The organism is Clostridium drakei (genome assembly GCF_000633595.2).
GTDB classification, from domain to species: domain Bacteria; phylum Bacillota; class Clostridia; order Clostridiales; family Clostridiaceae; genus Clostridium_AM; species Clostridium_AM drakei.
Map to the genome: position 1 here is coordinate 66662 of NZ_JIBU02000001.1, position 12832 is coordinate 79493.

General features: G+C 30.7%; 9 protein-coding genes and 2 pseudogenes. 10 read left to right on the plus strand and 1 reads right to left on the minus strand.

The window, feature by feature from the left end:
• The first annotated feature begins 768 nt into the window (after positions 1–768).
• The 7 genes and pseudogenes from EG57_RS0200310 (at position 769) to EG57_RS26460 (ending at position 8693) form a co-directional block, all read left to right on the plus strand.
• Entirely contained in the window at positions 769–1314 is a 546-nt protein-coding gene (locus EG57_RS0200310; protein ID WP_032075338.1) for a sigma-70 family RNA polymerase sigma factor, read from the plus strand.
• Positions 1311–2633 carry a DUF4179 domain-containing protein gene (locus EG57_RS0200315; RefSeq protein ID WP_242859776.1) on the plus strand — a complete coding sequence of 441 codons (1323 nt, stop codon included), beginning with the start codon at positions 1311–1313 and terminating at the stop codon, positions 2631–2633. Before EG57_RS0200310 ends, EG57_RS0200315 begins: the two co-directional genes overlap by 4 nt.
• Before the next feature lie 407 nt (positions 2634–3040).
• Positions 3041–5086, plus strand: a complete 2046-nt coding sequence (locus EG57_RS0200320) for a KUP/HAK/KT family potassium transporter (protein WP_032075339.1) — start codon at positions 3041–3043, stop codon at positions 5084–5086.
• 347 nt (positions 5087–5433) lie between these two features.
• Positions 5434–6120 (plus strand): annotated as a pseudogene (locus EG57_RS0200325) (Rpn family recombination-promoting nuclease/putative transposase); the annotation flags it as partial.
• Positions 6121–6655: 535 nt separating this feature from the next.
• Positions 6656–6856, plus strand: a complete 201-nt coding sequence (locus EG57_RS0200330; RefSeq protein WP_007063912.1) for a hypothetical protein — start codon at positions 6656–6658, stop codon at positions 6854–6856.
• 202 nt (positions 6857–7058) lie between these two features.
• Positions 7059–8396 (plus strand): MFS transporter, encoded by a 1338-nt coding sequence (locus EG57_RS0200335; protein ID WP_032075340.1) that lies wholly within the window; start codon positions 7059–7061, stop codon positions 8394–8396.
• Between the two features lie 153 nt (positions 8397–8549).
• Entirely contained in the window at positions 8550–8693 is a 144-nt protein-coding gene (locus EG57_RS26460) for a hypothetical protein (RefSeq protein ID WP_007063910.1), read from the plus strand.
• A 60-nt stretch (positions 8694–8753) separates the two neighbouring features.
• Here EG57_RS26460 and metA read toward each other — a convergent pair whose 3' ends face one another.
• On the minus strand, positions 8754–9671 hold the full coding sequence (gene metA / locus EG57_RS0200340; protein WP_029163303.1) for a homoserine O-acetyltransferase MetA: 918 nt from the start codon (positions 9669–9671) through the stop codon (positions 8754–8756).
• 337 nt (positions 9672–10008) lie between these two features.
• Between metA and EG57_RS25100 the strand changes: the two are divergent.
• From EG57_RS25100 to EG57_RS0200355, 3 genes and pseudogenes are all read left to right on the plus strand, one after another.
• A pseudogene (locus EG57_RS25100) lies at positions 10009–11123 on the plus strand (ABC transporter ATP-binding protein).
• Complete coding sequence (locus EG57_RS0200350; protein WP_052037697.1) at positions 11120–12022, plus strand: ABC transporter permease; 903 nt, start codon at positions 11120–11122, stop codon at positions 12020–12022. Before EG57_RS25100 ends, EG57_RS0200350 begins: the two are co-directional and overlap by 4 nt.
• Positions 12022–12816, plus strand: a complete 795-nt coding sequence (locus EG57_RS0200355; RefSeq protein ID WP_032075341.1) for an ABC transporter permease — start codon at positions 12022–12024, stop codon at positions 12814–12816. The genes EG57_RS0200350 and EG57_RS0200355 overlap by 1 nt, the downstream gene beginning before the upstream one ends.
• The last annotated feature ends 16 nt before the right edge of the window (positions 12817–12832 follow it).

Genomic DNA, 12832 nt, shown 5'->3' on the forward strand with positions numbered 1-12832 from the left:
ATAAATTGTAAATAAACTATTGATTTTGAAAATTGTTTTCATTATAATAAAATTAGCTAACAAGCATAAAAGATAATTGAGGGGAATGTTGTTTTAAAAGAAACTGTAGCAACAAAAATCGTTTCAATCTCTGTTGCTAACGGATTGCAAAGAGCATTTATAATAACGTATCCTTAAAGAAAATATAGTATGCATAAGTAGCTATTAATAGAATTTTTGATAGAGTATCCATGTATCCTTAACTGTATCCATAAAATACAGCATGGATACGGTTAAGGATACGGCTGAAAGTTAGTAAATATAAGGGATTAGCTGTAGCGTATCCTATATATCCTTATTATTGTATAGAGATATGTGAAATATAGAAATACATATATATACATGATATATATATATGACCATATAAGTAAAACAAGCTATTAAGGATACTATGGATACATTTGATAGAAGGAATTATCACAATTATATTTTTTAAATAGAGTAGCAACAACAACCGTTCCGATTTTTGTAAGTGGTCTGACCCCTTATAAAGATTGGAAGTTAGCTGACAATCTCTGTTGCTAATATAATATATGTATATATTTGAGGTAATTAAAGAAGGAAAACTTACAAATTGATTGTGGTTAGCCTTCTTTTTTTGTTTTTATTTATAGTAGTATAATTAGAAAAGTAACAAATTTTAAATTACATATGCTAAGTTTTATCCGATAGATTTTATGACTATCTACGTTTATATAGATGAAGGTACCTTTAGAAAGGATGTATAAGATGATAAATAAAGACAATTTTATTGAAGGACTAAAGTGCAAAGATTTAAAAGCCCTAGATTATTTAGTGGACAACTATTCTGATTTAGGATTAAAGGTTAGTTTTAGTGTTTTAAATAATAGAGAGCTTAGTGAAGAATGTACTAATGATGTTTTACTTAAGGCTTGGGATAACATAGCTTTTTTTAAGGGAAGTAGTGAAGATTTTGGTAAATGGTTTGCAGTTATAACTAAAAGACAAGCAATAGATATACTAAGAAGAGAAAAAAGACATAGTAATAGCTTAGAATTAAAAGAAGATTTAGCTTATAGTACTTGTGATAATGTTTTTGAAGAAGTACATAAGAAGTTACAGGGAGAAGCTTTAAAGTCTAATCTAGAAATGCTAGATGAAAACAGTAAAGAAATAATTGTTAGACGTTATTTAAAAGAAGAGAGTTTAGATGAAATAAGCGCTAACTTAGGAATAAATAAAAGTGCCATAAGCAATAGGCTTTTGAGAATTAGGAAAAAGCTAAAACATGTATTTATGGGAGGTAAATTATGATGCAGAATGATTTTATGAATGTAGATTTAGAACACGTAGATTTATCAGAATACAATTCTATAAAAATAAGTTTTTCCAAGGAAGAAAAAGAAAATATAAAAAAGAGTTTAAGAAAAAAGATTATAAAAAGAAAAAGTAAGTTAAAAAGAAGTGGTTTAGGAGCTATAGCAGCTTCAGTAGTAATAGCAACAGTGCTATTTTATAATGGAAGCAGTGTAGTAGCAAAGGTATTACCTGTATTTGATAAAATATATGTAGGTCTAGGATTTAAACCAGAGTATTTACCAAGTTCTGCTTACATAGGTAAGACTCATGAAGAGAATGGTGTAAAGGTTACTTTAGAAAATATTGTAGTAACAAAACATGTTATAAAGGTGGCTTTAAAGACAGAGTATGGTGATAAGTGGTCAAAATCAAAGAAACCTTTAGTGTTCTTTGGATATAAAATTAATGATAAAGTGTTAAAAACAGGTTCCTTTGGGGGTTCAAGAAGTATTGATGAAAATACAGAACTTAAGGTTCTTAATTTTCCTGAAACAGATAAGGAGTATCCAAGTAAGTTAAACTTTAAAATAGAAGCTACTAGTGATGCTTTTAATAAACCATTAGTATGGGATATAAAGGGAGACTTTTCAAAAAACTTTAAGGAAGACATTGAGAAACAGGTAACTATGTCTAAGAATATAGGAATAAATATTAAGCATATTGAAGCCAATCCCTTTGGTGCTATTATTAGCAGTAACAAATGGATGGACGGTTTTTACCTCAAGATAGATAATAAGATTTATCCTATATTTGGAGGAGGAAGTGGAAAGAATGACAATTTTTATACCTTTGTAGAGAATATAAATTACAATACTATTAAAGATTGTAATAACATTTCAGTTGTAAAGCATACTAAAAAAGAAATAAAAGATGATATATTTAAGAATATGACAAAGGAAGAAAATATAGCGTACTGTGATAAATTAGAAAAAGAACTGGACGATGTTCCAAAAGAAGAAAAAAAAGGCGTAATTTATACAAAGAAAATCACATTTATAAATGGAAAGAAAGCTGAAATCTACAATGTAGAGAGAAAGAATGGAAAGCTTCATGTCTATATTAAAGGTGATGATAAAAAACAGGTATTTAGTATGCTTTCACATTTATATACCAGCACAGGTATAGGAGTTCAAAGTATAGAGGACACTGGTGATGGATATTGCATAGAATTTGATGATATATCAAAGGATAAGGTAACAATTAAGATGGAGATTGGTATATTAGATTGTGATGGAGAGTATAGTGAAGAAGAGTCAAAGCTTACATTAAAATAGATTTAAGTATTTTGTTATTATATAGGAATTTTCTGCTTTTGGCCTTTGATTAAATCAGTTTTATTCTCCTCAGGAGGTTATGGTTCCTTACCTAGTCTATGTTCTGATTTTATAAATTATGGGTGAGCGAGTGAAAAACAATTTACTGAATTTTTGTTGTAGTAATATTACAAGTATACTATAATTTTCATATATACAGTTGAAAATTGTAAGATAAAGTATAATAAAATGTAAAATAGGAGAGATACAAATGAAAACATTATGTACTTAATCAATATTAAATTTTCTTAAAAAGTATTTTAAACAATCATGCAACAAAAAACTTGAAAAATCATAGCAATTGATATAGTTGCAAAAATTGGTGCAAGTAGTAAGTATTGGTAAACTGATTTATATTGGAGGAGATTATGAAAAAACTTATAAAAGATAAACAGAAACAGATCCCTTTACGCTTTGAATATGTTTTGATAGCACTGGGTATTGTGTATGGTGATATTGGTACATCACCACTATATGTAATGAAAGCAATTGTCTCTGGAAATGGTGGACTTGCCACATTAGATGATAATTTTATTATTGGTGCACTTTCTTTAATTATTTGGACAGTGACTCTATTAACAACTGTGAAATATGTCATGGTTGCTATGCAGGCAGATAATCATGGAGAAGGTGGCATATTTTCCTTATATTCACTGGTAATGAAACGTGCAAAATGGCTTGTAATTCCTGCAATCATTGGAGGTGCAGCATTATTAGCAGATGGCGTTCTTACTCCTGCTGTTACAGTTACTTCAGCAATTGAAGGCTTGCGTGGTATTCCATTGCTTTCAGATTTTATAGGAGAAGGGCAAGGAACAATTCTATTAATCACTATTGTTATTATTAGTTCTTTATTTCTTGTACAACGTTCAGGAACTAGTTTGATTGGAAAAGCATTTGGACCTATAATGGCCCTTTGGTTTGCATTCCTTGGAGTTATTGGCATATTATCCATTAGATTCAATCCACATGTACTGTTAGCTCTAAATCCGCTTCGAGGTATTCAATTACTTTTTAGTTCCTATAATAAAGCTGGCTTTATGATATTAGGTAGTGTTTTTTTGGCAACTACAGGAGCAGAAGCTTTATATTCTGATATGGGTCATGTTGGTAAGCTAAACATCTATGGTAGTTGGCCTTATGTTAAAGTCTGCTTAATTCTTAATTATTTAGGACAAGGAGCTTGGTTGATGCAAGCACGATTACATCCACAAAATTACCCTGTAACTGAATTGAATCCATTTTTCTCTATGATGCCAAATTCTTTACAACTTTTTGCAGTAATTTTAAGTACATTGGCTGCGATTATTGCTTCACAAGCACTTATCACTGGTTCCTTTACTCTCGTTTCAGAAGCAATCCATTTAGGTTTGATGCCTCACTTGCAAATTCAATATCCATCTGAAATGAAAGGGCAAATATACATTCCTAAGGTCAATAACCTCCTTTGGATTTCATGCATTGGAGTAGTATTGTTCTTTAAATCCTCAGGAAGAATGGAAGCTGCTTATGGATTAGCAATTACAGCAACGATGCTCATGACCACACTTTTACTTTTCCAATATTTACGCAGCAAAAGTGTACCAAATATTTTTTCTGTTCCTTTCCTTGTATTTTTTGGTGCATTAGAAACTTCTTTTTTATTGTCCAGTGCAACAAAATTTATGCATGGTGGATATGTAGCTGTTCTACTGGCTCTAGCTTTATTTACTGTAATGCTTACCTGGCATAAAGGATACCAAATTGAGCAAAAGCAATCTAAACTTTTCCCAGCCAATCGTTTTGTGAATCAATTAAGGCAATTAAGAGAAGATACTACTATTCCTTATACTGCCTGTAACCTCGTATATTTAACAAGCAATGGAAATATGAATCATCTTGAAAGAGATGTGTTGTATTCCATTTTAGACAAACGTCCAAAGCGGGCACAAATCTATTGGTTCATTCATATAGAAGTTGCAGATAAACCTTACACAAGGGAATATAGGGTTCAAAATTTTGGCACAGATTTCTGCTTCAAAGTTCAACTAAAATTGGGATTTAAAGTGGATCAGCGTATCAACGTCTATATGAGACAGATTATTCACGATCTCATGAAAAGTGGCGAAATAAAGCCACAATCTCAAGTTTACTCTTTGTATGATGAAAAAAATGTAGGTGATTTTATGTTTGTTCTCATCCGAAAAACTTTAGCTCCTGATAGTGACATTTCAGGAATTGACCGTACCTTTATGAGATTAAAATACAATATTAATAATTACACAGGATCACCAGTTCGTTGGTTTGGACTAGAGAACGCAAGTACTGTTGAAGAATCTGTTCCTTTGTTCATGAAAAGTAAAGAAACACATATGTTAACACGAATGGACAATAAAGTTACATACCATGATATTAGAGAGAAAAAGAATGCTTAGGATTTCATTGGTGTTGGCTAAACAAGATAGCATATATTTTGATTTTTTTAATATAAGGAACTTATTTAGTGTTTTATAATAACATTGTCCTAGGGATACGTAAACAGATTATTAACAATTTGTTTGGGTAACAGAGATTGGAAGTTAGCTGACAATCTTTGATGCTAATATTCTATCCAAACAAGTTTCGTCACAATTTCTGTACACGATTCTTGAAAAATGGAGTGGAACTCACCACCACTCCCAAGCTGGCAGGACATTCATTCAGATAACATCAAACTTCTACATTAACACATCACAAAAGGATAAACTAGATGTGATGGAACTTCTATAATAGACTAGATGTAAGAGTTAAAACAAAAGAAGAAAAGCAAATAGACATAGAAATACAAATACTACCAACGGAGTTTATGCCAGAAAGAACCATGTTCTACTGGGCTAAAATGTATACAATGCAAATCAATCCAGGAGATACTTATGATAAGCTAAAGAAATGTATAACAATAAACATATTGGACTTTGAATGTATACCAGTAAAGAAAATACACACAACTTATCATCTTGCGGAAGATGAAACAGGACACAAACTGACAGATATACTAGAAGTGCACTTTGTAGAACTACCAAAGTTGCTTGATAAAGAAATAGTAAAAGATGAAAATGAAGCTATAGTACAGTGGATGGAATTCATAGATGCAAAATCGAAAGGGGTGATGGAAATGCTTGCTAAGAAGAATAATGATATAAAGAAAGCTTATGATATATTGCAAATAATAAGTAAAGATGAAAAAGCAAGAATGGCATATGAAGCAAGAGAAGCAGAAGTCCGTGACCAATTGATTAGAATAAAATCAGCTAGAGAAAAAGGCATAGAAGAAGGTATAGAAAAAGGTATAGAAAAAGGAGAAACTGAAAAAGCAATAAAAGTAGCAAAAAATCTATTAAAAATGGGAATAAGCATTAAACAGGTAGCTGAAGCTACAGAAATAGCAGTAGAAAAAGTTGAAGAAATAAGAAAAGAAATATCCAATTAAATATAGCAAATTCGCAAAACTTTCCTCACAAATGGGTTAGAACCATGCCCGTCAAGCTTTTAATATATAATAACATTGTCTCCGAGGGACGTAAACAGATTGTTAACAATTTGTTTGGGTAATAGGGATTGGAAGTTAGCTGATAATCTCTGTTGCTAAGACCACGATAGGTGGGTTCGATTCCCACATATTCCCGCTAAAATGATATCAAGCCTTGAGAGGATTTGTATGATTCTTCCAAGGCTTTTTTATTTATAGTAATAAAAAAGTAGCAAAGAGAATATCATAAACTGGTTCAAGACTAGATATAATACCTGCAGTTTGTGTTTTGATATTTTTTAAACCATTTATGAATAATGAATGAGAAATTCCAGTGAAATAATATATTTAAAATATCTGGTTATGATAATAGTGAAACTAGGTAATACAAACGGTTACCAATAAAAAATAAAATAGTTAAAAAATTAACAAGATCTAGAAGGATTTTTATTAGCCTATGTAGAATAATTATATATATGGAAGGAGATGTTATTTTATGAAAGAGAAATTCTTATTTCAAAGCGGCGGTAACTTGTTTACTGTAAAGAACAATCAACTAAAGAATTTGGGTAAAGTTCCAGAAAGTGAAAAAGAACAAGATAAGTTATTGAAAAGTTATGGAATAGAGAAGATCAGTAAAATTGCACCCTTTATAAATAAGTTGCCTGAAAATGGGTTTGTGGTTTTTAGCAGGTAAATTAATTACATAAATAATAATAAAATTTAAGTTTGATTAGGAGCATTATAGCTCCTTTTTATTTGCAATGAAAAATGTAACTTTGTGAAAAATTATTTAAAAAAATGATGTATTGATAGGTAATTTAGTAAAAAGCATAAAAAGGTTTAACCTTGGGAAAATTAAAAAATGTATATACTAACACAGAAGGTGGGATAAATTAATGGTTACTATTTCACAAAGAATAGAAAGATTGCCGGTTACGCCAATGCTTTGGAAAGTGCTTTTTTTAACTGGCATAGGTTGGCTGTTTGATGCTATGGATCAGGGAATGGTGGCAGGGGTTATGGCAGCTATAGGAAGAGAATGGAAACTTACCCCTGCTGATTTAGGTATGCTGGGCAGTGCTTCAGCAGTTGGCATGGCTATTGGAGCAGCTGTTGCAGGTATGGCCGCTGATAAGTGGGGTAGAAAGACTGTAGTTACATTTACTCTTGTGTTGTATGGAGTAGCAAGTGCTGTATCAGGATTTGCAGCTAATTTTAGTATATTAATATTATTAAGATTTTTAACTGGATTGGGATTAGGGGGAGAATTACCAGCAGCATCTACTTTAGTCAGTGAGTTTTCACCTGCTAAATCCAGGGGACGTATGGTTGTCTTACTTGAGAGCTTTTGGGCTTGGGGATGGATTGTTGCTTCTTTAATTGCTTACTTACTAATTCCAGTTTATGGATGGCGTATTGGTTTCCTTTTAGGAGGAGTGCCAGCATTGTATGCAGCTTATCTTAGAAAAGGCATTCCAGAATCTCCAAGATATTTAGAACAAAAAGGATATTTTGAGGAAGCCAATGAAATTGTAAATAAAATGGAACAGCAAGCAGGAATAACTAGTAATAAATCTACTATAAGTAATAAGATAAAAAAGAAAAAAAATATCACACTTTCAGAACTGTGGTCCAAAGATTATATTAGACGTACTTTTGTACTATGGACTCTATGGCTTGGTATTAACTTTGGATATTATGGTTTTGTACTATGGACACCTACACTTCTTATGGGTAAAGGATTTAGTTTAGTGAAAGGATTTGAATTTACATTAATTATGAGTATTGCTCAATTACCTGGTTATTATAGTGCGGCTTATTTAATAGAAAGTATTGGGCGCAAGGCAGTGTTAGTAAGCTATCTATCAGGAACTGCTGTTGCAGCATACCTATTTAGCCAAGCAGCATCTGTTAATAACGTAATTATTTATGGTTGTTTGCTTTATTTTTTCAGCCTTGGAGCTTGGGGTGCAGTATATGCTTATACACCAGAAGTTTATCCTACAAGGGTTAGAGGAAGAGGAGTAGGTTCAGCAGCTGCAGTTGGACGTATTGGTGCTATTGCTGCTCCTTATATAGTGGGATTAGTATATCAAAGTAAAGGAAAACAGGCTGGATTTGTTTATGTATTTACTATGATTACTATAGTATTTGCAGTAGTAGCGGTGGTTATTGCTTTTGCAGCAATTGAAACTAAAGGTAGAAGTCTTCATGAAATTAATGAAAGAAACTAATTGAATAAAAATTTAGTTTTAAGTATAGTAGAAGCTTCTAAAGAAACTTACAATTAAAAAGATTTAAAAAAAAGAATTATTTATATAAAAAATTTACATTATCATAACCTCTAATACCAATAAAAATGTTATAATAATCTTGAGGTGATAATATTGGAAGTTCGTTTAAGTCTAGAACAGTTCAAATTACTTGCACTTCGATATCAAAAAGCTAAGAAAAAAGGAAAGAAGGATTTGGATGGTTATATTGCAGATAGATCATTGCGTATAAAAAAAAGATGCGGATACTTTAAGTGAATATTAACCAATTTTAAGAGTACCAACCTTCAGTTAGTACTCTCTTTTTCTATATAAATTTTATTCTAATTCATTTAAATTGTAAGGTGTTTCTTGATAAACGTAATAGTTTAACCAATTTGAATATAATAGGTTAGCGTGTCCTCTCCATTTTACTATAGGATCCTTTGTAGGATCATCTTGTGGAAAATAGTTTCTAGGAACTTCTATATCAAGACCTTTATTAATGTCTCTATCATATTCAGATTTTAATGTTAAAGGATCATATTCAGAGTGTCCAGTTACAAAAATTTGTCTTCCTTTTTTGGCTGTGACCATGTACACACCAGATTCTTTTGATTCAGCTAATATATTTAAATCAGGGACTTTTTCTATATCTTCTCTTCTAACTTCTGTATGTCTGGAATGAGGTACAAAAAACTCATCGTCAAAACCTCTCAATAGTTCAACTTTTTTACCAATAATTTTATGAGAAAATACTCCAAACATCTTTTTTTCAAGTTTATGTTTAGGTACTTTATAATGGTGGTACAAACCTGCTTGAGCTCCCCAACATATATGCAAAGTTGAATATACATTGTGAACACTCCAATCCATTATTTCTTTAAGTTCCTCCCAATAGTTAACTTCCTCAAATTCCATTTCTTCTATAGGAGCACCTGTAATAATTAAGCCGTCAAATTTTTGATGCTTAACCTCATCAAAGGTTTTGTAAAAGGTTGTAAGATATTCTTCTGAAATATTTTTAGAAACATGTGTTTTAGGATGTAATAATTCTATTTCTATTTGTAATGATGTATTACCAATAAGCCTTAATAATTGAACTTCAGTGGTAATTTTAGTAGGCATAAGATTTAAAATAGCAATTTTTAAAGGCCTAATATCTTGGTGAAAAGCCCTATGTTCAGGCATTACAAATATATTTTCATTATCTAAAATTTCAAATGCTGGTAAATCATCATTTAATTTTATTGGCACAGTTATCACCTCTTAGTTTTCATTATAATTTTGCTAATTTTCTGCGTTTTGAGATTTATTATAACACAATATTTTATAAAATTGTACTCCAATATTGTATTTTATTTGTGAAAGCATTATATAAAATTGTGTCTGGTAGTATGAAAGTATAACCATAAAAGGTATTGACATATGAAATTATAGTAATTATAATTAGAACATATCAGACAAAAATACTCTGAATTACGATAATAAGAAGAAGTAGAAGCAAACTTCTGTCTCTGAAGTGAGATAGGAGTTTTTGGCATAAGTTTTATTTGGTAAAAGAATCATTTAATGTAAAAGGGGGTATGAAAATATGTCAAAAGCGATTCTTAAATTAGTAAATGTAGCAAAGAAATTCGATGAACAAAAGGTAGTAAAGGATTTGTCTTTGGATATTGATGAGGGGGAATTTTTAACCATATTAGGTCCTAGTGGATGTGGAAAAACTACTACGTTAAGAATGATTGGTGGATTTGAAAATCCTACAGAAGGAAATATACTTTTAGAAGGAGAACATGTTGAAAACAAACAACCATATGAACTTAATATAAATACAGTATTTCAAAACTATGCACTTTTTCCTCATATGAATGTATACGAGAATATTGCATATGGATTAAAAATTAAGAAGGTGAATAAATTACAAATATCTATAAAGGTTAAAAAATGTTGAATTTAGTGCAGCTTGAAGGCTATGAAAAGAAAATGCCAAAGTATTTAAGTGGAGGACAAAAGCAAAGAGTTGCAATTGCAAGAGCATTAATTAATAATCCTAAAGTGCTTCTTTTAGATGAACCATTAGGAGCATTAGACTTAAAACTTAGAAAGCAGATGCAGGTTGAACTAAAAAGGCTACAGAAGAAGCTAGGTATAACCTTTATATATGTAACTCATGATCAAGAGGAAGCGCTTAATATGTCGGATCGTATTGTTGTTATGAATGAGGGAATTATAGAGCAAGTAGGTAACCCAGAAGAAATTTATGAAAGACCTAAAACTAGATTTGTTGCAGATTTCATAGGAGAATCAAATATATTTGATGCTGTGGTAGAAAAAGTCTGTGGGAATAAAGCAGTACTAAATATAGGAGAGTCAAATCTAATTGTTGAGAATAGAAATTTAAAAATGGGAGATATCCAAGTCATTTCTTTACGACCAGAAAAAATAAAGTGCTCAACGAATCCAGTAAATAATTTTAATATAAAAGGAATTGTAAAAGAACATAATTACATGGGAGCTGCTCTTAAATTTATAGTAGTCTTACCAAATGATAAGGAGATAATAGTAAGTGACTATGAAAAAAGCTTAAGTGTTCCTGAAGTTGGAAAGGAAGTATTCTTATATTGGGATCAAAAAGATTTAGTATTCATAGGACATGAAGGTGAAAATATAGAAGAAGCAATTCAAGGGGAGGCAGTGACACTATGAGCGCCCTGAATTATAAAGATTTAGATAAAGCTAAAACAGTAAAAAGTAAAAAAATAGATTTTTATAAGTTTACTTTGATTTTTCCAATATCCTTATGGATGATATTACTTGTGGCCATACCCTTAACTTATGTTGTAGTTATAAGTTTTATGCAAAGAGGTGCAGAAGGTGGAATAAATTTTGTCTTTTCCTTTGAAAATTATAAAAGAATGATAAAGCCTCTATATTTTAAAGTTTTTTTTGATTCTTTGGGGATAGCTGCTATAACTACTTTTTTAACATTTTTGTTTGGATATCCTTTTGCATATTTTCTTTCAAAAACACCAAAGAAACTTCGTATATTTGCACTTATGATGATAATAATTCCATTTTGGACAAATTCACTTATAAGGACTTATGCTTGGATGGCACTACTTAGTACGGAAGGACTCATTAACCATATATTTTTAAATTTAGGATTGATTAAAGAGCCTTTAAAATTACTTTATACCTATGGAGCAGTTCTAATAGGAATGGTTTATACCTTGTTTCCATTTATGGTTCTTCCACTTTATAATTCTATTGAAAAAGTGGATAAATCTCTTGTGGAGGCAGCAAAGGATTTAGGAGCAAATAGTTTAAAAACATTTACTACTGTTACTTTGCCACTTACTATGCCGGGAATTATTGCAGGATGTATATTGGTATTTATACCATCTTTGGGGTTGTTCTTCATACCTGATTTAATGGGCGGCAGTAATATTATGTTAATTGGAAACCTTATAAGGAATCAATTTTTAGTTTCAAGAGATTGGCCTTTTGGTGCAGCACTTTCAATTGTCCTTATTATTGTTGCATTAATTCTTATAGGTATTTGTAGGAAACTTACCGGTAAAAAAGTAGATGTGGAGGTTTTCTAATGAATAAAAAAGTTTTTAATTGGATTTCAGTTTTATATACTGCTTTAATATTTTTATTTTTATATGTTCCAATATTTGTAGTAATAGTTTATTCCTTTAATGCGTCAAAAAGTAATGCAATATGGGCTGGATTTACCCTTGATTGGTATGAAAAATTATTTGATGATACAAATGTAATGATTGCTTTTAAAAATAGTATTATAATTGCGGTGTCTAGCACAATAATTTCTTCAGTAATAGGAACTTTAGGTGCCATAGGCTTATATAAATATAAGTTTAGAGGGAAAAGTATAGTTGATATGCTTCTTAATATAGTCATAGTAATACCTGAAATTATTATGGGAATATCACTATTAATATATTTTTCACAGCTTAATGTACCTTTTGGAATAACCACTTTAGTTTTATCACATGCTACCTTTTGTATTCCATTTGTGCTTATTGTAGTAAGAGCAAGATTTGCAGGATTTGATAGTTCTATTGAGGATGCTGCTATGGATTTAGGTGCAAACAGGTTTAAAGTATTTACCAGCATAATTTTGCCACTTATATTACCAGGCATACTTTCAGGTGCCATGCTGGCGTTTGCATTATCATTTGACGATGTAATTATAAATTTCTTTGTATCAGGGTCAGAAAGCACCACTTTACCAATTAAGATTTTTTCAATGTTAAAGTTTGGATTGTCTCCAGAAATTAATGCACTATGTACAATAATGCTAATTTTTATATTTATCCTCATTATTGTTTCACAAGGTATAAGATTTAAAAGACAGGATAAAAATTTAAATTAATTATATTTAGAGGGGG

Excerpts from the sequence above, each read along its gene's own strand:
- EG57_RS0200350 (WP_052037697.1), top strand. The coding sequence starts at position 11,120 with ATGAGCGCCCTGAATTATAAAGATTTAGATAAAGCTAAAACAGTAAAA.
- EG57_RS0200355 (WP_032075341.1), top strand. The coding sequence starts at position 12,022 with ATGAATAAAAAAGTTTTTAATTGGATTTCAGTTTTATATACTGCTTTA.
- EG57_RS0200315 (WP_242859776.1), top strand. The coding sequence starts at position 1,311 with ATGATGCAGAATGATTTTATGAATGTAGATTTAGAACACGTAGATTTA.
- EG57_RS0200320 (WP_032075339.1), top strand. The coding sequence starts at position 3,041 with ATGAAAAAACTTATAAAAGATAAACAGAAACAGATCCCTTTACGCTTT.
- EG57_RS0200335 (WP_032075340.1), top strand. The coding sequence starts at position 7,059 with ATGGTTACTATTTCACAAAGAATAGAAAGATTGCCGGTTACGCCAATG.
- EG57_RS0200330 (WP_007063912.1), top strand. The coding sequence starts at position 6,656 with ATGAAAGAGAAATTCTTATTTCAAAGCGGCGGTAACTTGTTTACTGTA.
- EG57_RS0200310 (WP_032075338.1), top strand. The coding sequence starts at position 769 with ATGATAAATAAAGACAATTTTATTGAAGGACTAAAGTGCAAAGATTTA.